The organism is Leucothrix arctica (assembly GCF_003172895.1).
GTDB classification, from domain to species: Bacteria; Pseudomonadota; Gammaproteobacteria; order Thiotrichales; family Thiotrichaceae; genus Leucothrix; species Leucothrix arctica.
The window spans coordinates 470,243-495,785 of the sequence record NZ_QGKL01000042.1; the positions used below are offsets into that span (position 1 = coordinate 470,243).

The following is a 25,543-nucleotide window of genomic DNA, read 5'->3' on the forward strand; positions in this document are numbered from 1 at the left end:
TTCGCCGCTCCAGCTTATTTTAAATGGTGACAATCTTTACCGATATACAGCCACCAATCAATACTTCATATCCTTCTTGTCATAAACCAATCCCTTATCCGCCGACTGCTCTTGAATAGCGTCAAAGATTTGTGAGTCTAATGAGTTCTTTCTACCACCCGTTGCCTCAACCTTTTCCTTCAAAAATGCATCACGCTTTTCAGCAAGCTGACGAATCTTAGACTGTAGCTCTTTACGCGCTACCGACTTCTCTTTGATATAACGCTGTTGCTCGATAGGCTTCATCGTTTTCATTGCAGCTGGTAGCTCGTCACTAGCAATACTTTCTAACGCAATATCACCACTAGCGATCGAATCAACTAACTCTTTTTCTCCTAAGAAGTTTGTCTTACCGCTACTTGAAGTATTAAAAGTGGCGCGTCTAGCTTGAGAGGCCACACTAGACTCTTTGTAAAGCTTACTACCTGCTGCTTTCTTAGCTTCTTGTTTCACACGGTCATCAGACGAACCATAATAAACACGCGTTTTGTCGAGCTCATTTGATAACTTAGCTAAGTCCTTATCAAACGGTGTTGCAATCGCCACCGCATTACCGGAGTTAGACACCTTAAAGAAGTTGCCCTGACCAAGCCCAGCGATATGCTTCCAGTGCTTAGTCGTGCCATAGTTATTACCACTTTGAATGGCATTAATAATGATGCCTTTATCACTGGCAATACATAGCGTTTCTGGGTACTTCACATCATCCTGATAGTCCATATGCGCTGGCGCATCACCCACTAAAAACACCACTTTGTAAGTATTACTATCTTGGTTCCATGACATTTTATGTACTGCGTCATACAACGCGGCATTGACACTTTCTGGGCTATCTCCACCGCCTTGCGCTTTAAAGTCCATGAGCTTGGAGTACATCGAGTCTAGATCTTCTGATAAGTCGACGTTTTGAGTAACATACTTATCACCACGGTCACGGTAAGCCACCAAGCCCATTTTAATCTCAGGGGCAGTTTGTGCTTGAGCCATCGTACTGGCGATAGACCAAATCTTTTCTTTAGCCGCATTAATCAGGCCACTCATGCTGCCCGTTGTATCGAGTACAAACACCACTTCTATTTTAGGCTGTGTAATTACGCTTGGAATTTTAATAGGCGCTACTTGCGGCATCACTTGAGGCGCTACAATTCGCTCTACTTCAATTGATTTTGCAGAAGCGCTATTGATACCAGCGCTAAGACCCATGATAGTTAGTGCAGTTGCGATGCTTTGAGCAATGAGACGAGTTTTCATAATGATTTCCTGTTCGGTGTGTGTTGTTAAGATGGAGCCAGTTTAGGCAGTCTCACCAACTCTAAATAGACACACTTATGTAAAAGCTCACCACGGTCTTTTTACAAAAAAGTTACATAGCGATAGGGAACCCTTGTTAGACTAGAATCACTTGATAAGTCACATAATAAATAGGCAGTACACATGACCCAAGCCACGACCGAATCTGCAAAAATACTCATCGTAGAAGACGAACCTGCTATACGTATGGGTTTGATCGACGTGTTTGTTTATCATGGTTATGAAGTAGATTTCGCTGACAATGGTCATGACGGCTTAGAGAAAGCACTGACTGGCGCGTTTGATCTTATTTTGTTAGATGTGATGTTGCCGGGTATCGATGGCTTTGAAATTTGTAACCGCATCCGTGAGCAGAGCAAGGATCAAGCGATCATAATGCTAACGGCTAAAAGTAACGATGAAGACATTATTCATGGGCTGTCCTTAGGCGCAGATGATTATGTGTCTAAGCCATTTTCTGTGGCTCAGTTGGTGTTACGAGTACAAGCGGTGTTGCGTCGTACCTCGGTAGAGGCAAAGCTTAGTGAAACTATTACGTTATCAGACACGGCAGAGATTGATTGCCAGAACTTATCCGGCATTTTTAACGGTGTTGAAGTGTCATTCACTCGCCGAGAAATAGACTTGTTACGCTACCTTCAAGCGAATGCGGAGCGTCCTGTGTCACGCGATGAGTTACTGCATAAGGTATGGGGCTATGCCGACGATTTAAGCCTAGAAACCCGCACGGTAGATATTCATATTGCCAAGCTAAGACGTAAAATAGAGACTAACTCAAGTACCCCTAAATACCTTGTTACTGTGCGTGGCGCTGGCTATCGCTTATTGAGTGCTAGCTAACATGTTTAAGAACCGCTTAAAAACGCTCACACAAAAGAAACTAAGACGCTGGTTGTTACTGTTCTTTTTTACCTTACTGATACCAACTAGTTTATTGGTACAGCAGTCCTATAGCCGACTTAAGTGGGAAACGTTTCACCAACATCAGCAAATGGCACAAGCATTAACTAGCCGCATAGATAACCGACTTATTGAGTTAATCAATAAAGAAGATGAACGCTCGTTTGCTGACTATGCTTTTTTGAATGTTACCGGTGATATAAAAGCTAATTTTTTGCAACGTTCGCCTTTATCTAGCTACCCTGTCAATACTGAAGTCCCTGGCTTGTTGGGCTATTTTCAGGTGAATGATTTAGGAGTATTAAACACTCCTCTAATACCGGATGACTCCGCTGATCGTTACGGGATCAGTGATCAAGAGTTAACTGAGCGTGTCGCCTTGCAGGATAAAATTACCTCAATCTTGGCGGCCAATAAATTAGTCAATCAACCGCAAACGCCACTTGCTAATGAAATAGGAGATGATATTGCTGAAATATCCTCAAGCATCTCTTCACGAGGTGCAGAGGCAGAGCAAAAATATCAACCACAAATAGCTTTTGAACAACTCAGCAAGGAACGAGTTAGCTCAAAAAGTTTTAGCAAGCTAGGGCGAGTGGAAGACTTACAGCTAGAGCAGGCTTTTAAGGATGAGACTGAAGCATTTGATAAAAAATTAAGCAAAGAAAAAGTCGCTATTAGTGCTAAGCAAGCACCTGTACAAAAACAAGTGTCAAAAGCACGAAGTGAGAAAATCGCGCTGCCTGAGCTTTCCGCTGGCTACGCTATAAGCTCTGACTCATTATCATCCTCTCGTACTGTTGAAACCGACGTCGCGTCAGTCGCGCCACAAAAGCTTCGCATCCGTACCTTTGAAAGTGAAATAGACCCTTTTGAATTTAGTCAGCTAGATAGTGGCCACTTTGTGCTGTTTCGTAAAGTGTGGTTGAACGGCCAACGCTATGTTCAAGGTTTATTGATTGAAGAAAGTGCATTTGTTGATTCACTGATCAATGCGCCTTTCAGTACCTCTGCCTTAACGGACATGAGTGACTTGCTGGTCGCTTATCAGGGCAATATCCTAACCTATGCTGCGGATAACCGCTCGACAGCGGGAGAGCAGCTTTACCGCGCTAGACTCTCAGCGCCGTTTGGTGAGCTACAGCTTATTTACAGAGTGACTCAGTTACCCGTTGGGGCAGGTGGGCGCGTTGTACTTTGGCTGGGCTTCATACTAGCGTCCGTGTTACTGGGAGGGTTCTATTTGATGTACCGCTTGGGTTTGGGACAAATAAAACTCGCCAATCAACAGCAAGACTTTGTGTCAGCAGTCAGTCATGAGTTAAAAACGCCACTGACGTCTATACGTATGTACGGTGAAATGCTCCGTGAAGGCTGGGCGCCTGAGGAAAAGAAGCCTCAGTATTACGACTTTATTTTTGATGAAAGTGAGCGCCTTTCAAGACTGATTAATAATGTCTTACAACTAGCCCGTATGACACGCAACGCTCAGCAAGCAGACCTTGTGGAACATGATGTTGCATATATCAGCCGTGAACTGACATCAAAGGTAAGCACACAGGTGGAGCGCTCAGGGTTTCAACTCACCGTGTTATGTGACGAGTCAGCACAACAGCAAGCGCTCATGATAGACATGGACTGGCTCACTCAAGTTGTTATTAATCTTGTTGATAATGCCATTAAGTTCTCTGCTAACTCAGAGCACAAAGAAGTCGTCTTAAGTTGCACAGAGACCAAAGATAAACGATTAGCCATTACCGTGAGAGACTTTGGACAGGGCATAGACAGCAAGCAAATGAAGCATATATTTGAGCTGTTTTATCGTAGTGAAAACGAGCTAACCAGAGAAACGACGGGAACAGGCATTGGTTTATCGTTGGTACAACAGATGGTGACTAATATGGGCGGGAAGGTGAGCGTTGAGAACACACACCCTGGTGCTGCATTTACCGTGAGCTTTTCACTAATTTAGCGAAAGGTTCCTTTGCCTTGATTGGGTTACCACTCCAAAAGATAACTTTTTGGGAGATCTTTTTAGAGCGATACATGGCTTCATCGACACGCTCAAGTAACAGGTTACTGTTGAAGTTACAGTCTCTGACTAAGCAAGCCCCAGTGCTGACTTGAAGGTACACAGGGTAGCCTTGAATTGAAAAAGGGTTCTCAATAAGTCGTAAAAAGTGAGAGTAGTACTCATTCACTTCAGAAAGCTCTTCACTTTCAATAATGCATAAAAACTCATCGCCACCGATTCGACCGACAGTGCCGTATTGGCCTAAGGATTTGTTGGTGACGACTGCTAAGTGTTTGAGCAAATCATCACCTGCTAGGTGTCCCATCGTATCGTTGGTCGACTTGAACTTATTAATATCAAACGATAATAGCGTAAAAGGTACTTGTTTATCACAATGGGATTTGATCAGTTTCATCGTGTAATCGCGACTGTAAAGCCCCGTTAGCGAGTCATGATCTAGCAAGTACTTATGATGTTTTCGCTGCATCCATAACGCGAATAGTAGGTAACCGAGGTACAAAATAATTGCTAACGTTGAAAGCAACAGTAACCCAGCGGCTTTGAATACCTTATTTCTAAATATTTTGGCGTAGTCACTGTTGGTAGATATCAAGTCATGTAGCAAGCTCATGCTGATGGTATTACCAAACTTCTCAGTCTCAACAATCCACTCAATTAAGTGGCGCTTATCCAGAGGTGCTTCGCCCGATATAATTAGCTCTATCGCTTTTATGTGTGTAAAGGTGGCTTCTAGCAATGTATTTAAATCGTTATGGTTAGCGCGGATAAAAATCTCATCATTCAATAGGCTTGAATGAGTCACGGAAATACGACTCCACAGTATTTCGTAAGCGAGCCTTAGGTCACTTGCAGACGTTCTATCATGGATATACAGCTCTGCTTGAAAGTTAACTTTACGCATTTCTTTGTAGAGTTGAAGTACACTCCACGCAGATGTTTGACGGCTCTTTTCACCGTCAACGTAGGTCTGAAGCGCATTATTTGCGGCAAAGTAGATAGACACCAACAGTACCGGCCCAAGCAGGGCTAGTATTATATTCTGGAATGTGAAGTAGTCAGAGTGCTTCATCAGTACTTAAAATCGTAATGTCAAAAAGTTGCCATATCATCAAGGCTGAAAGATTCTTTTGGTGAATGTTGTATTTGTCATGATCTACCATTACCCATAAAGGGCCTTTATCTCGAACAGATAGTCGCTCGCCATTAATGCTGTGCGCAACAATCGGCTTGTATTGTTTGAGCTCAGTAAAATCAATCATTACGCTGTAATCATTTAACGCTTTCAAAATGAATGTCGTTGCGCCTTTACACGCTAGGTCTAAAATATCTTCCAATAATGGACCACGAAAAGTTTCTGCAACGGCCGACCATTCATGTAGCGTCGTAAACTCATACTGAGGTAAAGCTAATAATTGTGCTTCAGTCAGTAGAACCCCTTTGTTTTTGCAATTACTACTTTCAGCCACATTCACAGTTAATAATGTGTCGTCTTGTCTAACCAGTCGCTCTGCTGGAATATCTCGAGGCCTTGATATTGGTCGATCTTGCTCGCTTATAACAAAGCTGGTCAAAGCAACCCCAATTACAATAAGCACAGTCGTGACTAATAACACTAAGTAATAGTGTGAAGGAGTTAGTTTCATTACGTTTAAAAAGTATCTATAACTTCAGGAAGTTGGGTTCAGTGTCGTCTAAACCTACATTTCCTATCCTGCCTACTTTTTCTCAAGTGTGCAAGATGCTACTCTTGCTCCTCTCTACTTTTTCTATCCAGATTGATCATTATGACTGTTAAAACTCGTTTTGCTCCTAGTCCTACCGGCGACCTTCACATCGGTGGCGCGCGTACTGCTTTATATAGCTGGCTTCATGCTCGCAAAGAAGGCGGTACTTTTTTGCTGCGTATCGAAGACACGGACCGTGAGCGTTCAACGCAAGCGTCGCTTGATGCGATCTTAGAGGGTATGGCGTGGTTAGGTCTGGATTATGATGAAGGTCCGATTTTTCAAACAGATCGCTTTGATCGTTATGCTGAAGTGATTCAGCAGCTAATGGATAGCGGTCATGCTTACTATTGCTACTGCTCTCGAGAAGAGCTAGATGCGATGCGTGAGAAGCAGTGGGCTAACAAAGAAAAACCTCGCTATGACGGTCGCTGTCGTCACCGTACAGAGCCAGTAGCAGGGGTTGAGCCGGTTATTCGTTTCCGCAATCCTGACGAAGGAGATGTGGTTATTAAGGACTTGGTTAAGGGTGACATTGTCATCAATAACAGAGAACTAGATGACTTAGTTATTGCTCGCTCTGACGGTACACCAACTTACAATCTAACGGTTGTGGTTGATGACATTGATATGGGAATGACACACGTTATCCGTGGTGATGATCACATAAACAATACACCTCGCCAGATCAATATCATGGAAGCGCTAGGGGCAACAATCCCTGCATTTGCTCATGTTCCAATGATCTTGGGTGATGATGGTAAGCGTCTATCTAAGCGTCATGGCGCTGTTGGTGTCATGCATTATCGTGATGCGGGTTATTTGCCAGAAGCAGTCATTAACTACCTAATTCGTTTAGGCTGGTCTCACGGTGATCAAGAAGTTTTCACCATGGAAGAGATGCTTAAGTACTTTAAGTTGAGTGATATCAATGGTGCAGCGTCGACGTTTAATACTGAAAAACTGAACTGGATGAACCAGCAGTACTTTAAGTCTCTACCTGCTGAAACGATTGCGGGTCACTTACAGTGGCACATTGAAAAGCAAGGCTTAGATATCAGTAAGGGCCCATCATTAACCGATGTTATTGAAGGCCAACGTGACCGTGCGAAGAACTTAGTCGATTTTGTCGAGAGCAGTCGTTATTTCTTTGAAGACTTCGACAGTTACGATGAGAAAGCACAGAAGAAACAATTTAAAGCAGGCGTTGACGCTACTTTGCAATTCATTCACGACAAGCTAAGCGCGCTGCCTGAGTGGAACCCTGAGGCAATTGACGCAGTCATTAAAGCTTCTTGTGAAGAACTAGAGCTTGGTATGGGTAAAGTAGGGCCGCCATTACGTTTGGCCGTTGCTGGAACACCTATGTCACCTAGCTTAGATGTGACGTTAAATCTTGTTGGTAGAGAGCGTACGTTGGCACGTATCGAGAAGGCGATCGCTGTTATTGGTGGTATGACTGAATAACTAGTTAGCTCCTTAGTTATCATAAAAGGCACTATTTATAGTGCCTTTTTAATGTCTGCTTAGTAATTTTGGTCGATGAAAACCATATTGGCTTATTATTACCATCATTGTTAGTATGCATATAATCAAAATAAAGACGTTAAATTAGGGCTATCTATGATCAGTAAATTATCTTGTGTCATTCTCACGCTAAGCACAGCAACGTTAATTTCTTGCGGTGGCGGTGGTGGCAGCGACAGTCCTAGCGTAGCTGCAGATAATGAAAGTGATAATTCTTCAGTAATAGATACTACTTGGACAGAAAATGTCTTTGTAGATGATACTAGCTTTAAGAACAAATGTGAAAACCCACGGACTGGTCAAGACAGTAGTGGAGTTAACTATGCTGATACAACTGGTTCAACCTTAGAAGAGCAACATTGGTTAAGATCGTGGAGTAATGACACTTACCTTTGGTATAACGAGATAACTGACCAAAATCCCGCTGACTTCGATACACCCCAAACTTACTTTGAAGTACTTAAGACATTACAAACAACGGATTCTGGACAGCTAAGAGATCGTTTTCACTACTCGCAAGCGACAGAAAGTGCAGACCAAACAACCTCAGGTAGTGGTGATGTCGGTTATGGCATGGATATCACTTCTGATGGCTCATACCCAAGGAACGTTTACGTATCTCTTGTTGAGCTAAACTCGCCAGCGGCTCACGCTAACATCACCCGTGGTGCAGAGATTCTATTTGTTGACGGTGTGAATGTAAGAACAAGCGCAGAAGTCGATGCAATCATCGATGGACTTTTCCCTGACGAGGTTGAAGAAGAGCACACCTTTGTAATCCAAGCACCTGGTGACTCAGAAACACGCACTGTCGTTCTCCAAGCTGATGCTATCACTATCGAGCCGGTACATAACACAAAGGTTCTTGAAACAGATACGGGCAAGGTTGGTTATTTAACATTTAATACATTCGGCTCATATACTGCTGAGAAAGCGTTGTTTGATGCGTTTACAACCTTTAAAGACCAAGAAGTCAGCGACCTAGTTATTGACCTACGTTATAACGGTGGCGGCTTTTTAGTTACATCAGCACAACTTGCCTATATGGTTGCTGGCTCTGAGCTAAGTGATGAAAAAATATTTGAAAAACTGACATTTAACGATAAGTACCCTAATACAAGCCCAACAACGGGTAACACGGTTACACCTTACCCATTCATAGATGTTGCGATTGGTTTTTCCGTGGAACAAAACACGCAGTTACCAGCGCTAGATCTAAACCGTGTCTTTATCTTATCTAGTGAATCTACTTGCTCGGCGAGTGAGTCACTTATTAATGGTCTTTTAGGTATCGACGTAGAAGTCGTACTTATTGGAGGAACGACCTGTGGTAAGCCATATGGTTTTACTCCGACTGATAACTGTGGCATTACATATTACACAGTCCAATTCAAAGGTGAGAATGACAAAGGGTTTGGTGACTACGCGGATGGCTTCTCACCAAGTAACACCACAAGTGCAGGTAGTGAACTGGTAACAGGTTGTCAGGTTGAGGACGACTTAAACCACCTGTTAGGTGACGAAAACGAAGCGATGCTTCAAGCAGCACTAAACTACAGAGAAACGGGGTCTTGCCCACCTGTTGTTGCGAGCCGAGTGCAGTCTGACACCTATAACGCATCATTAGACTTACGTAATGACCCTCGTTTGATCGAGCGGAAGTTCTTTAAAGAAATGCGTTTAGATACTGGCTTAAGCAAATAACAGGAGAATAGACGTGCAGCATTATTTAAAAATGGTGGCGAGTGCAAGTGTTGGGCTACTGTTAGTTGCTTGTGGCACTACAAATACTTCAGCGCCTCAGGCAAATAAACCTAGCAGTACTCAGCAGGCGGCCGTATTAACTCAGCCATCAACTCAAGCGCGATTGGCTATTAACAAAGCTATTAGTGTTGCGTTAAACGGGACTAAGGTTTCAGTGGCAAAGAATGCATTTGTGAACAGCAGTCAGTTAACGCTGCAGCGAAATACGCAAGATCCGAGAGGAATGAAGGGCTTGAACGGACGACTGTTAGGCGCTCCGGTGTTGCATCATTTTTCTATGGTAAAACAGAATGGTAGTTGCTACCTGATAGATAAACGCACAAGCAAACGCCACTTGTTAAGTGGCGTTAACTGCAAGTCTGTTTAGCGCTTAAACTCGCTTTAATAACTCTTGGGCTTCACGCTGCATTTTTCCGCGTTCAAACAACAGCTTCCAGCGTGTACCGCCTGCTTGGTTCCACAATAAAGCTGCGCGAATACCTGCTAATAACAGGGTTCGCATTTTCGCTGCATTTTCAGTATTGCCAAGGTGTGCCTGATCACCACGGATCATAATACGAGGGCCGATAGTGCTGACTGTTTGCGAGTACAACTCGGCTAAACGAGCCACCATATTAGTATGCGTAGGGCCAAAAAACTCTAACTGCTTCTGCGCATCGCTAATGCCATCAATTACCTTTTTAAACACTTCAGGTCTATTTGACAGTTTCTTTTGAAGCGCCAGAACGTTAATTGCGTACTGTGTTGCATCAAGCTGCTTTGTTTTACCTTCAGGTAAATTACGACCGCTACCAAGCTGGTTTACAAGCGTGTTTAAACCGGGCTCTATCTGATCCAAGCCACCATAGAGTGCCTCAGCGTTTATGGCATCATCAATCAGAATGCTTTTTACGCAAGACTCAAATAATGCTTCGTCACAACGGCCAGTTGTCGCCAGTTGAATGACACCATCAATACACTGAAAAAGTGCAGCTATAGCAATGGTGCGATTTCTATTTGAATTTTCCAATATATTACTTCTGTTTAATTAGTGATTTTAAAGGATGCTTAATGTGAGCAGATAATAGCTTAATTACATTCGTTTTGCATGGAGTCAATAATACCGCCACCGAGGCATACATCACCTTGATAAAAAACGACCGATTGCCCTGGGGCAATTGCACGCTGTGGCTCATCAAAACACACTTGCCACTCATCTTCAGCAAGCTTTGTCACCGTGCAAGCCTGCTCAGCTTGGCGATAACGAATCTTTGCCTTCGCAGTGAAACTGTCCGCTTTTGCAATATCAGACACCCAATGTAACTGCGAACAAATAAGCTGCTTATTCAATAATAATGGGTGATGGTGACCTTGCCCTGCAATTAGTTCATTCTTTTCCAGATCTTTATCGACTACAAACCAAGGGTCATCATTCGCTGTTTTAAGCCCACCGATGCCTAAACCTTGGCGCTGACCTAATGTGTAATACATCAAACCTTGATGCTCACCGATTTTCTTACCTTCTGGCGTAACAATATTTCCCGGCTGTGCAGGTAAGAAACGCTGCAAGAAATCACGGAATTTCCGCTCACCAATAAAACAAATACCGGTGCTATCTTTCTTTTTTGCGGTGACTAAGTCTGCTTTCTCTGCATACTCACGTACCTTGCTCTTTTCCAATTCACCGACTGGAAATAGGGTGCGTGAAATCTGCTCTTGCCCTAGCGTATAAAGGAAATAGCTTTGATCTTTATTATCATCTAAGCCTTTGAGTAATTGCACTTCATCACCGTCACGACCAACACGCGCGTAATGACCTGTTGCAATAAAGTCAGCACCTAGATCGATAGCAAACTCTAAAAAGGCTTTAAACTTGATTTCTTTATTACAGATAATGTCGGGATTAGGGGTGCGGCCCGCACGATATTCTTCCAAGAAGTACTCGAATACGTGATCCCAATATTCCGTCGCAAAGTTGACGGTGCGTAAAGGAATACCGATTTTATCGCACACGGCTTGAGCATCCGCAAGATCTACGGCAGCCGAGCAGTATTCTTCGTCATCATCCTCTTCCCAGTTCTTCATGAACAGACCTTCCACTTGGTAGCCTTGCTCAATAAGCAATAGTGCAGTTACGGATGAGTCAACGCCGCCAGACATACCTACGATAACGCGGGTGTCGCTGGGGCTTTTAGTTGTATTGGGGGAAGATATTTCAGTCATTCCGCAAGTCTACCGTAACATTTATTAAAAAACATCAATCCATATAAATAGCTGGAAATTCAACAGCCATCATCATGTATAATGCCATTTTTTAAAAAGTCTTAAGGTTAGCCATGAGCACTATTAAAATGACTAAAAACCGCGACAATGCATCAGCATACAACCTTGAGACATTAACTCATGCCTAATACTTTAGAAGCACAAGAATACCGTCGTTTATTTCTTGAAGACGTACCTATGATTGATTTGCGAGCGCCCATTGAGTTTGTTCAAGGTGCCTTTGCAACATCAACAAGCTTGCCTCTAATGAGTGACGATGAGCGAGAAGCGGTCGGTACTTGTTATAAAGAAGAAGGGCAAGATGCCGCTATCAAACTCGGTCACTCACTTGTAAGCGGTGACTTAAAGGCTGAACGTGTTGCGGCTTGGAAAGCGTTTATTGACCAAAACCCATCAGGTGTTCTGTATTGCTTTCGTGGTGGCTTACGCTCTCGAACAACGCAACAGTGGATTATTGATGAGTGTGGTATTGACTATCCTCGTGTGGATGGTGGCTATAAAGCTCTTCGTCGTTTCTTAATTGATGAGACAGAGCGTCTGATTGAGAAATTTAATATCGTTGTTTTGAGCGGTCAAAGTGGCACAGGTAAGACACGTATTCTTAAAAAAATACCGCATTCACTTGATTTGGAAGGCTTGGCTAATCACCGAGGCTCAGCATTTGGTAACACGACGACACCACAGCCGACACAGATAAATTTTGAAAATGACGTCGCAATTACCTTACTTAAGGCAGAAGCAGCAGGCTATAAAACGATTGTCGTCGAAGATGAAAGTCGTAACGTTGGGTCATTACATGTACCGCCGTCATTACACGCAAAAATGACTGACTCATACATGGTGATGCTGGATGTGTCTGACGAAGATCGGGTTGATATAACCGTCCAAGAATATGCTAAAGATATTCACCTCGCTTATTGTGAGCAGTTCGGTAAGGACGAAGGTCTTAAAAAGCTTTCTGAGCACTTACAAGGAAGCCTTGCAAAGCTGCAAAAACGCCTAGGTGGCGAACGCTTTACACGCATGAAGCAGACGATGGATGATGGTATTACATTATTGTCTGAGTCTAATGATTACTCAGGGTTTGCTGGCATTTTTGGTGAGTTGTTAATTGATTATTATGACCCTATGTACGCCTATCAACTGTCTAAGAAACAAGATCGCATTAGCTTTACCGGCTCTCGTGAGGAAGTGTTAAATCACTTGTCAGATGAAGCTAATTTATCTCCTTGATTAATCGTAAGCAATGATTCTTGAGTCACCTTTTAGTGGGTCACTTCGGTTAAACGTTGTGGCGACTAAACAAACAGCGCTACTCGTTATATTACCGCTGCTATTTATTGGTATATCAGTTGGCTTTTTTAGTCAGTGGCACTGGTTATTCTCTGTTTTAGTGACCGCTCTTTTAGGTATGACTGCCTTTTATTTTCTTAAATTTCACTATTGGCAGCAGTGTGCAAAGTCAGTGACTGAGTTTAATCAAGACGAAGAGGGTGAATGGAGCCTGCTGTGTCCAAACTTACCGCGACAAAACAGCCAAAGCGAGTGGGTATTAGCGGAACTACTTGGCAGTAGCTTTTCTAGCACATGGCTAGTCGTACTTAACTTCAAGGGTGAAGGGAAGCATTTTACCGTTATCCTCCCCGCAGACAGTTTAGATAGCGATACCTTTCGCCGTCTGCGGGTTAGATTAAAAGTACTATTTAGTTAGGCTTACTGAGCCTCTCTGATTAAACCGCTTCAGAGCCATCACTTTCCGCAACACCTTTTTCTACGTCAGTACTTTGAGCGCCAATGTGTCGGGTGAAAAACATCAGTACACCTAATATCACTAACAACAGCAACGTACCTACCAGCAACGCATAATCTTCTAACTTAAGCAGTGAATACAAAATCTTGTACAGTCCAGCAAGTAATAAAAAGACTAAAACAGCACGAGATATGCTTTTGACCGCAGAGTAAGCGTATAAACTGATCATGGCACTAATCAGAGTCGCAGCAGACACGTAGGCAAGAGCAAAACTAACATGCTCCGCGAGTGCCAGTAAGCTTAAGTAAAAGAGACTCAAACCTAGCCCTATAATGCCATATTGAACAAAGTGTAAGCGGCGCTTGATGCCTAGCTCAAATATCACAAAGGTGGTGTAGGTCAGTGCAATAAACAAAATGCCGTATTTAATAGTACGTGTAATTTGTGAATACAAAGACACCGGCTCAAATAAATTCACACCTGCACGAAACTCATGAATATTAAAATTTTGCGTCTCTGCGGTCCAAAGCTGCGGATAATTACGGGCTAGATTAGGCACCGACCAACTGGCTTCAAATCCTTCATCCGTAATGGTTCTTTCTGACGGTAAGACACTGCCTTGAAAGCTCGGATGCGGCCAGTCAGAAGTGATTTTGACATCCGTCTGTTTAGCGAAAGGCTCGAAGTAGAAGCCGTTGCTTCCGTTCAAATTAATATCGAGCGAGTAGGAGAATATCTGCTGACTATCATTTAACGTTAATGGCGCATGAAAGCCTTGTGTGATTAAGTCGGTAATTTTCGTACCAGGCTCAAAGTCGACTGACTGTTCAGCCCAACGTAGAGGGGAGACGGTATTAATCGCACGTGTGTCTGATATACCCAAAACGAACCATGCTTTATCCCAGTGAATGGTATCAATATGATTTGAAAGGCTATTGATCTTTGGACGTTTAAAGTGGCCTTTAATGTTTAGATCTGCACTGTACACCAAGGCTTTATAGATACTTCGTGCACGCTCGTGACCTTGCAAGTTGGCACTAATATCAAGGATCTCTGGCAATACGATTGCAGTACGCTGTTCAAAGTGGGTTTTATTGACCTTACGTTCGTTACCATCCTTATCCGTCAATATACTCTCCGTGATATATTTTTCGGTATAAGGAATTAATAAAGCTGGGCCAGACAGCTGTTGTTGCTTACCCCAAGTGTTAGCGATGTCGTTTAATACTGAGTTGTGCAAGGCTGAACGATCATTCACGACGTCTTCAACCATATTCAATGGAATAGCCATCAAGAGACTCAGTAACGCGACTAGGGCAAAGCGTGTCACTAAAGACTCACCTAACTGACGAAACAAAGGAGCAACTTTACTCCCTCGCGAAGATAGGTTGAGCGTCTCCGGAATAAGCCCCATTTTTTTAGCAAAAAATAGCAGTAACATCAGACTGCCGACGACAATTCCAGCTAATATAATGATGCCTAATAGACCAAATATTATTTCCATGTGAAAACACTCCTAAGTAATTATTAGGGACAGTTTAAAAGTCACATATGGTTTAGTAATGGGGGAGGTTTGCAGAAATTGTGCAGATACTACGGAGATATAGGTAGCACAAAATATAGGAAGGAGTTTTGAATATTTCAAATGAAAAAGCCCCGTAAATAACGAGGCTTTTTTTAAATCTTAACGCAAAAGCACTTAGCTTTTATCAGACTCGCCCGTTGGCAAACCTGCTTTAGTGCGTGCAGCTACAATCGCTGTTGCTAGCTCGCCACTCTCAAACATCTCTAACGTGATATCACAGCCACCAATTAGCTCGCCATCAACATAGATCTGTGGGAATGTTGGCCAATCAGCAAAACGTGGTAGGTTTTGGAAGATTTCACCGTCTTGAATGATGTCTACATAAGCAAACTCTTCACCGCAAGACATTAGCGCTTGAGCAGCACGGCTTGAAAAACCACACTGTGGAAGCTTTGGAGAGCCCTTCATGAAAATGATTACTGGGTTCTCTTCAACAGCACTCTTAATTCTATCCATAACATCCATGGAATATTCCTCTTAACGTAAATCAACAATGGCAGGATTGTAGCACTTCTTAACGCCCTTTGATGAGAACTTTAAGGCCGTAAAGCGCAAACATAACAAATGCTACTAATGTCCATTCTGGAATGCTTAAACCAAAGGTTCTAAGCTGTACTTCAGCACACTCGCCAGAGCCTTCAAATACTTTACTCAGTACAGAGGTGAACGGCATGTTATCTAGCCAATATGACAAACCAGGGCCACATGCAGGGACTTTTTCAGGCGGCAAATGTTGCAACCAAATATGGCGAGCAGCAATAGCGGCACCAGATAATGCTGCGATAATCGTTAACTGACCATAACCACGACGACCAAAACTAGACGAAGGGTTGTGAAGGAAACCGAGTAAGAAGATAACACCTAGTACCATCACAGCAACACGCTGGAAAATACACAGTGGGCAAGGGTCTAAATACATAACATATTGCCCGTACAAAGCAACGCCGGTCATCGCTAGGCAAATCAAGAAGCCGATCAAAAACATCGGACGAATACTGTGTTGATTAGTCATATTTATTTGAGTATCAGTTTGTTTAAAGGTGGGGTTGAACAGGGTTAAGACTGTAGACTACAGTTAACACTATTGCCAGTACATGATAAGCCCATGAAATATTTTTTCAGCCTCATTTGCCTTCTGTTTCCATCTATTTCAACCGCCAACAGCTACCCAGTTAGTGCTGAGTTTTGCGATGGCTTTCCGCAAGCCAATATAGGAACAATGGAAGGTGTTTGTGTGGGTGTTGTTGCGCAAGAAAGTGACACTATTAAATGGGTGAAGCCACGACGCATTGTGCAAGTAGCGGGCACAAAGCAGTTCATTGTGACGGATATGGGGGGCTGGAAAAGAGGAAAGGGCACTGTTTGGCTACTTGATACAGCAGATAAACCTGCAACGCTCGTTGCACTGTTAAGTGATTTAAAACTACCCCATGGACTACAAGTCGGTCCAAATGGTCTATTTTATGTCGGAGAAACTGATCGTATCTTTCGTTTTAGCTTAAAAAACCGAAAAGCAGTGGGCGTTGAAACGGTCATTGAAAACCTACCTGACGCGGTAAACCACAGTCACCCATTAAGTCACTTCATCTTTGATCATGACAATAATTTAATCGTTAATATCGGCGCACCAAGCGATCAATGTAAAGAGGATGCACGGGAAGTGTATTGCTCCTCTGTTAATGACAGTCTAACGACCCACGCGGGACTTAGACGCTATTACTATATAAGTGAAGCAAACTTATGGGGCAGGGATTATGAAGTGTTAGCCACAGGGCTTCGTAACTCCATGGCACTAGCAAGTCATAAGAGCGGCACTTTACTACAAGCGGAGAACAGCATTGATTTACCCGGGTTGCATAATCCATTTGAAGAAATTAATGAGATAGAAGAAGGGCGCTTTTACGGCTGGCCATACTGTTATGACAACCAAAAAATCAACCCACTTTGGCCTACTCATGGTGGCAAAATCTGTAGTGACCCTAAACAACACAAACAACCGTGGATTGTGCTACCTGCGCATGCTGCACCTTTAGACATGCGCTATTACGACGGTAGTATGTTTGAGTCGCTAAAGGGAAGCTTGTTGTTGAGCTGGCATGGCTACCGCGCAACGGGGCATCGCTTAGTGAGTTATAAAGTTGACCCAAAAGGTCTTCCGATACGCGCTGAGAAAGCACACTACTTCATAGACAAGAGTGAAAGCGAAAATCTCGGCAGAAATGTACCGTTTCTAAAAACACCATACCCTAGCGACATAAAAAACATTGCTCAAGCACATGAAGTTATTAGCCAATCAAACTCAGTACCTAACATTAGACCAAGCGGAAGACCTGCAGGTATGACAGTGGCAGAGGATGGTTCGATTTGGGTGCTCGATGATGTAAACAAAGCATTGTTACGTGTCGCTAAAGGTAAAGCATACAAAGAGGTTAAAGATAAAACGCCAGATACATCACTCGATAAATTCTTTGCAAAAGTATCTGACACGAACGCTGCAAAAGTATTATTAAAGCGCTGCCAAGCCTGCCATGACTTATCCTCTACCGTTAAAGACATGAAGGTACCCACTACATGGCTGGTGAAAAATGATGGTAAACGATTGATCGAAAATCGTGTATTTCACTCACCAATGCGTCCAATGCCACCCAATTCATCGTTACTAAAAGAAGAAACTGAAGCAATAAAGGAGTGGCTTACACATCTGTAAGTTTTTGTAAAAATACTGGCTCAGCGTCTAATTGCATGTAAGAATTATTTCAAAATAAAACTTAATCCAATAAAACTCTGGAGGTACTTATGAAACTTCGTTTACCCCATCTTGTACTTTTGATTGCGTTACCTAGCGCTGTGTATGCTGGCTCACACGGTTCGTTTACTAAAGAGCTTAGATTTGTAGATGCAAGCTCGGTTGAGCGTGTCGTGCTAAAGCAACCTATGTCTTATGATTTAATTTGGAGCCCAAATGCTGGAAGGTTTAACGCAGTAAAGGTTATCAAAGGGAAGCCATTAAAAATGGACAAATCACAAGAAGCAAGCCAAACACCCGAAATCAATTATCGGGCATTGGCTATATAATTCTTTACTTACTTGGCTAGGTACTTACCTATGTATAAGCGTACCAATGCCTTTATCAGTCAGTAACTCTAAAAGTACAGCGTGCTTAACACGGCCATCAATTATACAAGCAGAACCTGTGCCCTCTGTTGCTGCATCTAGCGCGCAAGCCACTTTAGGTAACATGCCACCTTGGATTGTGCCATCGTCGATTAGCGCTTGAATGTCTTTGGTGTTTAAACCAGTGAGTAACTCGTCTTGCTTGTTTAACACACCAGACGTGTTGGTCAGTAGCAATAAGCGCTCAGCGCCCAAAGCAGATGCTATTTTCCCTGCAACAATGTCAGCGTTGATATTGTAAGACTCACCATCAGCACCTAAGCCAACAGGCGCAATCACTGGAATGAATGATTCATTTTCTAGTACTTTGATGATTGAAGTGTTTATCGATTCAATCTCGCCCACGTGACCTAAATCAATAATTTCGGAAGGTTGGTTAGCTTCGGCTTTCTTTTCTAACTGTAATTTCTTAGCACGAATAAGGTTACCGTCTTTACCCGTAAGACCAACCGCTTTACCACCCGCCTGACTAATCAGACTTACGATGCCTTTATTCACAAGGCCACCTAACACCATCTGAACAACGTCCATAGTCTCAGTATCAGTCACACGCATACCGTCAATGAAGTGACTTTCTTTACCAATTTGCTCAAGCACTTTGCCTATTTGAGGCCCACCACCGTGAACAATAACTGGGTTCAAACCCACCTGCTTAAGCAGCACGACATCTTTAGCAAAGCTGCGCTCTAATTCAGGGTCAGTCATTGCATTACCGCCATACTTTATGACGATAGTTTTGCCTGAGTAGCGTTGAATGTAAGGAAGTGCTTCAGTTAGAAGGCTGCCGATATCATTTTGCGTGTTTGTGTCAGTCATGGGAAAGTGTTCGAAAAACGTAAAATGGATATTATGTCGTAATCAGAAAGGCAAATCAGCCTTTATTCCTGTATCTCGTAGCAAACGACGGAAAAGAGCTTTGATTGTTTCTAAACGTGGCTCTGACTCTGCTTCGAAGCGAAAGGTTAAATCTGGGCTCGTATTAGAAGTCCGCATTAAACCCCAACCATCACTGTAGTCCACTCTCATGCCATCAATTAAGCATAAACTAGCACCAGGAAACTCGGCATTATCCATAAGTGCTTCAAGTTGAGAGACAGATGTAGCGTGACAAGCTTGAGGGATTCGATATTCAGGTGTGCTGAAACTATCAGGGATATTAGCGAAAATCTCAGTACATGACTCTTTACGTGAAGATAGTGTCTCTAACAAACGAGCAGCTGCGTATAAACCATCGTCATGACAAGACCAACGATCACGCAAAATGATATGACCGCTAAACTCGCCACCAAGTATTGCACCCGTTTCGCGAGTCATACGTTTTAGGTGAGAGTGACCGGTAGGACACAATGCAATCGTGCCTCCAGCCGCTTCAACGCTATTTTTTAGTAGGTAGCTGCACTTTATGTCACAGACTACCGTCGCATTTTTATTTTGCTGCAATATTTGCTCTGCCAACAAAATCATAATGCGATCTGGCCAGAGTATTTTGCCATTACAATCAACGGCAATGACACGGTCACCATCGCCATCAAACGCGATACCAATGTCTAGCTTGTTATCAATCACTAGCTTTTGTAGTGCTTTAAGGTTTTCAGGATCAGTCGGGTCTGGCGAGTGATTAGGGAAGTTACCATCCAACTCACAGTAAAGTGGGAATACTTCGCAACCCAGCTGACTAAATAGTGACTCAGCGAGTAGGGAAGTCACACCATTTCCACAATCAATCGCAATGCGCAGTGGCTTTTCAAGCTTAACGTCTTTAACTATAGCTGCCGTAAAGTCCGTTAAAATATCGTCATAAACCGTACACTTCCCCTGTACGTCATTTTTAGCGTAACGCTCTTCTTCAATAGCCTCATATATCGCACGAATTTCATCTTTAGATAGCGGACAATTATTAACAACCATCTTGATGCCGTTGTAATGGCCGGGATTGTGACTTGCAGTAACGATAACCGCGTCAGGTACGGAAAGCTGTTGAAGTGCGAAGTAAGCCACAGGTGTGGGGGTTAACCCAAGGTCGATAACATCGCATCCTGAATCGAGTAGCCCTGACAGTAAAAACTGCTTAATTTCAGGGCTACTTAATCGACCGTCGCGACCCAATAAAATTTGGTTGCGACCTTGAGCAAGCAGCTTAGAGCCAATCACTAAACCAATATCATAGGCATTCGGTGGAAAGAACTCTTCGTTTACTTTTCCACGGATATCATAGGCACGAAAAATCTCGGGCTGCATAGGCATTGGCTTTGTCATTATTTAAATCCTCAGGGGGAAGGATACTGCTTGTTGTTATAATTATGTTGCAGGCAGTTTTTTACTGCTTGCCTGAGTGACCAAAGCCACCCGTTCCTCGATCTGTATTATTAAAGTCTTCAACTGCATTAAGCTGTACTTGCAAAACAGGTACAAAAACCAATTGAGCAATACGATCGCCAGACTCAATTGTGTATGCAGTGTCACTACGGTTCCAGCAAGATATAAACAGCTGCCCTTGATAATCAGAGTCAATCAAACCAACTAAGTTACCTAAAACCAAACCGTGCTTATGACCCAAACCAGAACGAGGTAATATCGTTGCGGCAATACTAGGATCACCGATGTGAATAGCGATACCAGTTGGTATCAATTCAGTTTGCCCAGGTTCAATCGTCAAACTGCCGTCTATGCAAGCACGCAAGTCCATACCCGCAGAACCATCGGTTGCGTAGTGTGGTAAAGGAATAGAGTCGCCAATGCGAGGGTCTAGAATTTTATAATCTATTAGTGCAGTCATGATTTGTTCGATTGATCCTTAGAATAAAACTGACACACTACATCGAGTATGTCGAAGGCAAGTTGTTGCTTGCTGGTTTCAGGCAATGATATGTGATCACCACCGTCGGTTAAAATGTCGACCTGATTACTATCTTTATCAAAGCCTTTACCACCGCCAACTTGATTCGCAACAATCATATTTAACTGTTTGCGCTTAAGTTTGCCCATCGCGTACTCAATGACGTCATTGGTTTCTGCGGCAAAGCCTACGGTAAATAGGTCAGGGTTCGCTTTACTGGTTGTCGCTAAAATATCTGGGTTTTGCTCAAGCTCTAAATGTAATGAAGAACCTTGCTTTTTCATCTTTTTAGTCGCGACTTCTTTTAAGCGATAGTCTGCAACGGCAGCTGCCGATATAAATATAGTACTTTTTGACGCTTCTGCACTGACTGCTTTAAGCATCTCTTCAGCCGTTTCAACACGAATACATGAAATTTGGTCGGGGCAATCCAAATTCGTCGGGCCTGATACTAAAACAACATCAGCACCCATTTTCTGAGCGGCTTCTGCAATAGCGTATCCCATCTTACCTGAACTGCGGTTTGTAAGGTAACGTACAGGGTCAAGCGGTTCGCGAGTAGGGCCAGCGGTAATAAGGACTTGATGACCAGCAAGTTTTTGATCCAACTGTTTGTTTTCACTATTGCTAGTAAAATGCGTTGTAACCGCTTCAAATATTGCTTGTGGCTCCAGCATACGACCATAACCCACATCACCACAGGCTTGTTCACCCGCAGCAGGTCCTAATAAGCTATGACGTGACGCTAGTTTAGAAACATTTTCTTGGGTAGCAGGGTGAGCCCACATTTGTTGATTCATTGCAGGTGCAATCAGTAAGTCAGCTTTACTTGCTAGGACGACCGTCGTTAACAAGTTATCAGCCATACCTACGACAAGTTTTGCCATCGTATTGGCCGTTGCAGGTGCAATCACGATGACATCAGCCCAACGAGCTAACTCGATATGACCCATGCCAGCCTCAGCTTCAGGGTCTAATAGTCCGGTATGAACAATGTTCCCCGATAAGGCCTGCATGGTTAATGGTGTAATAAACTCACACGCACCAGCAGTCATACAGACTCTGACATTGGCCTCGGCCTTTTTAAATAAGCGGACTAATTCGGCAGTTTTATAAGCAGCTATTCCACCACTTATCCCAACAAGTATGTTTTTATTAGTGAGTATGTTCATACTGCCATGATAACAAAAATAAGTAGGATAACTCCATGGCAATTACCGACTGGGCTGTAGAAGACCGTCCCCGAGAAAAACTACTGGCCCGAGGCCCTGAGTCTTTATCTGACTCTGAGTTGCTAGCAATCTTCTTGCGAACTGGGATCAAGGGTAAAACAGCCGTCGATTTAGCAAGAGACATTTTAGATGATGCAGGTGGTTTAAGAGAGTTACTATCATCAAGTGAAAGTCAGTTTTGCGAAAGCAAAGGACTCGGACAAGCTAAATACGTACAACTAAAGGCGGTGGTTGAAATGAGTCGCCGCTATCTCGAAGAAGATATAAAGCGCGGAGATGCATTAACTGACGTGAGTTCTGTACGGCAGTACCTGCAACACCGACTCCGTAGCTACCCCTATGAAGTCTTTGCCTGCTTGTTTTTAGATAACAAACACCGTGTGATTGAATACGAAGAGTTATTTCGCGGAACAATCGATAGCGCGAGTGTTCACCCTAGAGAAGTGATTCGTCGGACGATTCACCACAATGCTGCGGCAGTGATATTCGCTCATAATCATCCGAGTGGTGTTGCTGAGCCTAGTCAAGCTGATCATCGCATTACTGATAAATTGAAAGAAGCGCTGAGCATGCTTGATGTCAGGGTACTTGATCACATCATAGTAGGCGACGAAGTAGTGTCATTCGCTGAACGAGGCTACTTGTAAAGCGCTTGTAATATCTATACAAAAAAGGCCGCTTAATCGGAAGATTAGCGGCCTTTTTTTATACTCTATTTAGTTACACTTAGTAGCTGCAACCAAACTTAGTATTTTCAGGGAAGTTAAGCTGAATAATACGCATCGTATCGCTTGCTAGCTTCTCACGCTTTAACGCACGAGCCGCACAAACCTTAACTTTCAAAGCATCCAAGATCGCTGGTGTGCCTTGATGATGTTTGATTGTGTACTCTGCACGGTTATAAGCAGCAAGGTAAGCACCACGCTTCATATAGTGCTTAGCAACATTCGCTTCACTTTCACCCAAACTATTTCGTAAGTAACCCATACGCTTAGCAGCATCTGGTGCGTACTTACTGTCAGCATGGCGTGTTAGTAGTTTTTGGAAGTCATGGAACGCTTCCTTTTTACGAACAGCGTCTAAGTCAGAGAAGCTACGAGGGAAAACTTTGTCTAAAATGCTTCCACCACGGTTAAAGTTGACTAAGCCACGAAGATAAAGCGCATAATCTGTACGGGCACTACGGGGGTACATACGTGAGAAACGATCAATTGTATCTAGCGCAGTATCAGGCTCATCAAACTTGTAATAAGCATAAGCCGATTCAATCATTGCTTGCTCTGCAAACTTACCCAAAGGATAACGAGCTTCAAGTGTTTCAAAGTTTTTAATGGCTTCTTCGTACTGACCACTTGCCGAATTCGCACGTCCTTTTTTCAATAAAGACTCAGCGCTTTCGTTTGTTTCCACAGCAGCGGTCTTAGTTGTATCTTTTTCAGCCTTCTGACTCAACATAGAACATGCACTTAGGCTTATGGCCAAAGATGCGACTGCTAATAGTTTCCATCGTTTCATAGTTCTGTGACTCTTAATTATGATTATTGGTGGGAACATGCTTAAAAATCGTGATTGCATAGCCCCTGTCAACTTGTAATTAATAATTATACACCGCAAGTGAACCGAATTACGACATGCAGCGGATGATATACCGTATAATCCCTATCATTAAATAGCAAAGTGATTATAGAGCATCAATGTCAGACGTGGAAATTTTTGAATATACCGTACCCGAAGCTTGTTTCAACCAGCGTGTTGACAAGATTTTAGGGGAACTCTGTAATGAGTATTCTCGTAGCCAGCTACAAAAATGGTTGAAAGCCGGCGACATCTTAGTCGATGGAAAAGTACTTGCGCCTAAAGAAAAGCTTAAAGGTGGCGAGCACATCATCGTTCGAACAACCCCAATCCAACGTTCAGACTTTGAGCCTGAAAATATAACATTGGATATCCGTTACGAAGATGAATATTTATTAATTCTCAACAAACCAGCAGGTTTAGTTGTTCACCCAGCGGCAGGTAACTGGAGTGGGACATTAATGAATGGGCTTTTAGCGCATAACGACACTCAAAATGAGTTGCCGCGTGCCGGTATCGTTCATCGCTTGGATAAAGACACCACTGGCTTGATGATGGTTGCAAAAGACTTGCGCGCACACAACGCACTCGTTGAAGCACTTCAAGCGCGTGAGATCAGTCGTGAATACCAAGCTTTAGTATGTGGCGAGTTGATTGCTGGTTCGACCATTGAAGGCTTTATGGGTCGCCATCCTCGTGAACGTAAAAAAATGGCTGTTTTAAATGATGGTGGCAAGTGGGCAGTCACGCACTACCGTATTGAACAACGCATGGTTAAGCACGCTTTATTACGAGTTCACTTAGAAACAGGTCGTACTCATCAGATTCGTGTGCACATGGCATCTATTCACCGTCCTTTAGTGGGTGATAAGACTTATGGTGGACGGTTACGTATCCCAAGCGGCTTGAGTCAAGAAAAGTGTGATGCACTTAGAAAGTTCCCACGACAAGCACTTCATGCTGCAAAGCTGACACTTAACCACCCAATTACAGGTGAAGAATTAAGTGTCGAATGTGAAATGCCAGATGACATGAAAGAACTTTTAGCTATTCTGTCTAAGCCAGAAGAACAAGAAGCTTAAAGCATGAGTAGAAGTGCTTTCATTTATCCTGATTGGCCTGCACCTGATAATATTAAAGCAGTAATGACAACCCGTCATGGTGGCGTTAGCTTGCCACCATTCGACGGTCTAAATTTAGGGGATCATGTTGATGATGACCCCGAAGCCGTCCAAACAAACCGCAAGCAACTCGCAGTCGACCTATCTCTACCGCAACAGCCAGCTTGGCTAAGCCAAGTCCATGGCATTAACGTTGCCAGCTGCAGCAGTGCGAAAAGCACTGACGTAGCCGATGCAATAGTAGGCAAACACCAAAACGATGTCTGTAGCATCATGACCGCCGATTGTCTGCCGGTGCTATTTTGCGACAAGCAAGGCACCGTAATTGCGGCAGCACATGCTGGCTGGCGTGGTTTGGCGTCTGGTGTATTAGAAGCAACCATTGCAGAAATGACCAGTAAACCTCAAGACATCCTGATATGGATGGGTGCAGCTATTGGGCCAGATGCTTTTGAAGTGGGTAGTGAAGTAAGAGACGTTTTTATCGCTCAACACTCAGAGTCTACAGAAGCCTTTAAAGCACAAGCAAGCGGAAAGTGGCTAGCGGATATCTATAAGTTAGCGCTAATACGCTTTAAGCACTCTAAGATACCAGTAGAAAATGTATACGGGGGAGGTCGCTGCACCTACAGTGAGGATACAGAGTTTTATTCCTACCGGCGCGAGTCTCGAACCGGTAGGATGGCTTCGTTAATCTGGCGTACTTAG

At 43.3% G+C, this 25,543-nt stretch carries 25 protein-coding genes; 12 read left to right on the forward strand and 13 right to left on the reverse strand.

Translation table 11 applies throughout. The annotated features are described in order from the left end of the window. Positions 1-57: 57 nt before the first annotated feature. Positions 58-1,290, reverse strand: a complete 1,233-nt coding sequence (locus tag DKT75_RS19265) for a vWA domain-containing protein (protein WP_109825877.1) — start codon at positions 1,288-1,290, stop codon at positions 58-60. Between the two features lie 183 nt (positions 1,291-1,473). Between DKT75_RS19265 and DKT75_RS19270 the strand changes: the two genes are divergently transcribed. Together DKT75_RS19270 and DKT75_RS19275 are read left to right on the forward strand one after the other, a co-directional pair. After that, positions 1,474-2,190: a response regulator transcription factor gene (locus DKT75_RS19270; RefSeq protein ID WP_109825879.1), complete on the forward strand. Its 717-nt coding sequence runs from the start codon at positions 1,474-1,476 to the stop codon at positions 2,188-2,190. 1 nt (position 2,191) lies between these two features. Beyond that, on the forward strand, positions 2,192-4,222 hold the full coding sequence (locus DKT75_RS19275) for a sensor histidine kinase (protein ID WP_109825881.1): 2,031 nt from the start codon (positions 2,192-2,194) through the stop codon (positions 4,220-4,222). Here the strand turns inward: DKT75_RS19275 and DKT75_RS19280 are convergent. Both DKT75_RS19280 and DKT75_RS19285 read right to left on the reverse strand, forming a co-directional pair. Beyond that, complete coding sequence (locus DKT75_RS19280; RefSeq protein ID WP_109825883.1) at positions 4,197-5,354, reverse strand: GGDEF domain-containing protein; 1,158 nt, start codon at positions 5,352-5,354, stop codon at positions 4,197-4,199. The genes DKT75_RS19275 and DKT75_RS19280 overlap by 26 nt on opposite strands. Then, positions 5,341-5,856, reverse strand: a complete 516-nt coding sequence (locus DKT75_RS19285) for a putative pterin-binding protein (protein ID WP_146201408.1) — start codon at positions 5,854-5,856, stop codon at positions 5,341-5,343. The genes DKT75_RS19280 and DKT75_RS19285 overlap by 14 nt, the downstream gene beginning before the upstream one ends. A 213-nt stretch (positions 5,857-6,069) precedes the next feature. Here DKT75_RS19285 and gltX point away from each other — a divergent pair, with 213 nt between their 5' ends. The 3 genes from gltX (at position 6,070) to DKT75_RS19300 (ending at position 9,667) form a co-directional block, all read left to right on the forward strand. Then, entirely contained in the window at positions 6,070-7,476 is a 1,407-nt protein-coding gene (gltX, locus tag DKT75_RS19290; RefSeq protein WP_109825887.1) for a glutamate--tRNA ligase, read from the forward strand. Between the two features lie 156 nt (positions 7,477-7,632). Next, positions 7,633-9,240: a S41 family peptidase gene (locus DKT75_RS19295; protein WP_109825890.1), complete on the forward strand. Its 1,608-nt coding sequence runs from the start codon at positions 7,633-7,635 to the stop codon at positions 9,238-9,240. A 13-nt stretch (positions 9,241-9,253) separates the two neighbouring features. Beyond that, the gene (locus DKT75_RS19300; RefSeq protein ID WP_146201409.1) at positions 9,254-9,667 is read left to right on the forward strand and encodes a hypothetical protein; all 414 of its coding nucleotides are present in this window, start codon (positions 9,254-9,256) and stop codon (positions 9,665-9,667) included. A 3-nt stretch (positions 9,668-9,670) separates the two neighbouring features. Here DKT75_RS19300 and hflD read toward each other — a convergent pair whose 3' ends face one another. Together hflD and mnmA are read right to left on the reverse strand one after the other, a co-directional pair. Further along, positions 9,671-10,309 carry a high frequency lysogenization protein HflD gene (gene hflD, locus DKT75_RS19305; RefSeq protein ID WP_109825894.1) on the reverse strand — a complete coding sequence of 213 codons (639 nt, stop codon included), beginning with the start codon at positions 10,307-10,309 and terminating at the stop codon, positions 9,671-9,673. Positions 10,310-10,368: 59 nt separating this feature from the next. Beyond that, entirely contained in the window at positions 10,369-11,502 is a 1,134-nt protein-coding gene (gene mnmA, locus DKT75_RS19310; RefSeq protein ID WP_109825896.1) for a tRNA 2-thiouridine(34) synthase MnmA, read from the reverse strand. A 180-nt stretch (positions 11,503-11,682) separates the two neighbouring features. Here mnmA and mnmH point away from each other — a divergent pair, with 180 nt between their 5' ends. Both mnmH and DKT75_RS19320 read left to right on the forward strand, forming a co-directional pair. Continuing rightward, complete coding sequence (gene mnmH, locus DKT75_RS19315) at positions 11,683-12,795, forward strand: tRNA 2-selenouridine(34) synthase MnmH (protein ID WP_109825898.1); 1,113 nt, start codon at positions 11,683-11,685, stop codon at positions 12,793-12,795. Positions 12,796-12,853: 58 nt separating this feature from the next. Further along, on the forward strand, positions 12,854-13,273 hold the full coding sequence (locus DKT75_RS19320; RefSeq protein WP_146201410.1) for a protein YgfX: 420 nt from the start codon (positions 12,854-12,856) through the stop codon (positions 13,271-13,273). 19 nt (positions 13,274-13,292) lie between these two features. Here the strand turns inward: DKT75_RS19320 and creD are convergent, their stop codons facing one another. The 3 genes from creD to DKT75_RS19335 all read right to left on the reverse strand — a co-directional run bounded on the left by creD (position 13,293) and on the right by DKT75_RS19335 (position 15,909). Next, positions 13,293-14,816, reverse strand: a complete 1,524-nt coding sequence (gene creD, locus DKT75_RS19325; protein ID WP_109825902.1) for a cell envelope integrity protein CreD — start codon at positions 14,814-14,816, stop codon at positions 13,293-13,295. A 195-nt stretch (positions 14,817-15,011) separates the two neighbouring features. Further along, positions 15,012-15,362 (reverse strand): Grx4 family monothiol glutaredoxin, encoded by a 351-nt coding sequence (grxD, locus tag DKT75_RS19330; protein ID WP_109825904.1) that lies wholly within the window; start codon positions 15,360-15,362, stop codon positions 15,012-15,014. A 49-nt stretch (positions 15,363-15,411) separates the two neighbouring features. Next, positions 15,412-15,909, reverse strand: a complete 498-nt coding sequence (locus DKT75_RS19335; RefSeq protein ID WP_109825906.1) for a disulfide bond formation protein B — start codon at positions 15,907-15,909, stop codon at positions 15,412-15,414. Positions 15,910-16,002: 93 nt separating this feature from the next. Here DKT75_RS19335 and DKT75_RS19340 point away from each other — a divergent pair, with 93 nt between their 5' ends. Further along, on the forward strand, positions 16,003-17,604 hold the full coding sequence (locus tag DKT75_RS19340; RefSeq protein WP_109825908.1) for a PQQ-dependent sugar dehydrogenase: 1,602 nt from the start codon (positions 16,003-16,005) through the stop codon (positions 17,602-17,604). Between the two features lie 89 nt (positions 17,605-17,693). Beyond that, positions 17,694-17,972 carry a hypothetical protein gene (locus DKT75_RS19345; RefSeq protein WP_109825910.1) on the forward strand — a complete coding sequence of 93 codons (279 nt, stop codon included), beginning with the start codon at positions 17,694-17,696 and terminating at the stop codon, positions 17,970-17,972. Between the two features lie 24 nt (positions 17,973-17,996). Here DKT75_RS19345 and argB read toward each other — a convergent pair whose 3' ends face one another. The 4 genes from argB to coaBC form a co-directional block, all read right to left on the reverse strand. After that, positions 17,997-18,887 (reverse strand): acetylglutamate kinase, encoded by an 891-nt coding sequence (gene argB, locus DKT75_RS19350; RefSeq protein ID WP_109825912.1) that lies wholly within the window; start codon positions 18,885-18,887, stop codon positions 17,997-17,999. A 42-nt stretch (positions 18,888-18,929) separates the two neighbouring features. Then, positions 18,930-20,327, reverse strand: a complete 1,398-nt coding sequence (locus DKT75_RS19355) for a phosphomannomutase/phosphoglucomutase (RefSeq protein WP_109825914.1) — start codon at positions 20,325-20,327, stop codon at positions 18,930-18,932. A gap of 61 nt (positions 20,328-20,388) precedes the next feature. Further along, entirely contained in the window at positions 20,389-20,847 is a 459-nt protein-coding gene (gene dut / locus DKT75_RS19360; RefSeq protein WP_109825916.1) for a dUTP diphosphatase, read from the reverse strand. Further along, on the reverse strand, positions 20,844-22,079 hold the full coding sequence (gene coaBC / locus DKT75_RS19365; RefSeq protein ID WP_109825918.1) for a bifunctional phosphopantothenoylcysteine decarboxylase/phosphopantothenate--cysteine ligase CoaBC: 1,236 nt from the start codon (positions 22,077-22,079) through the stop codon (positions 20,844-20,846). The genes dut and coaBC overlap by 4 nt, the downstream gene beginning before the upstream one ends. Before the next feature lie 35 nt (positions 22,080-22,114). Between coaBC and radC the strand changes: the two genes are divergently transcribed. Next, positions 22,115-22,786, forward strand: a complete 672-nt coding sequence (radC, locus tag DKT75_RS19370) for a RadC family protein (RefSeq protein ID WP_109825920.1) — start codon at positions 22,115-22,117, stop codon at positions 22,784-22,786. A gap of 79 nt (positions 22,787-22,865) precedes the next feature. On the opposite strand, the gene DKT75_RS19375 is transcribed toward radC, so the two are convergent. Continuing rightward, positions 22,866-23,654 carry an outer membrane protein assembly factor BamD gene (locus DKT75_RS19375; protein WP_109825922.1) on the reverse strand — a complete coding sequence of 263 codons (789 nt, stop codon included), beginning with the start codon at positions 23,652-23,654 and terminating at the stop codon, positions 22,866-22,868. A 179-nt stretch (positions 23,655-23,833) separates the two neighbouring features. On the opposite strand from DKT75_RS19375, the gene rluD reads away from it, so the two are divergent. Together rluD and pgeF are read left to right on the forward strand one after the other, a co-directional pair. Continuing rightward, positions 23,834-24,796 carry a 23S rRNA pseudouridine(1911/1915/1917) synthase RluD gene (gene rluD / locus DKT75_RS19380; protein WP_109825924.1) on the forward strand — a complete coding sequence of 321 codons (963 nt, stop codon included), beginning with the start codon at positions 23,834-23,836 and terminating at the stop codon, positions 24,794-24,796. A gap of 3 nt (positions 24,797-24,799) precedes the next feature. Beyond that, entirely contained in the window at positions 24,800-25,543 is a 744-nt protein-coding gene (gene pgeF, locus DKT75_RS19385) for a peptidoglycan editing factor PgeF (protein WP_109825926.1), read from the forward strand.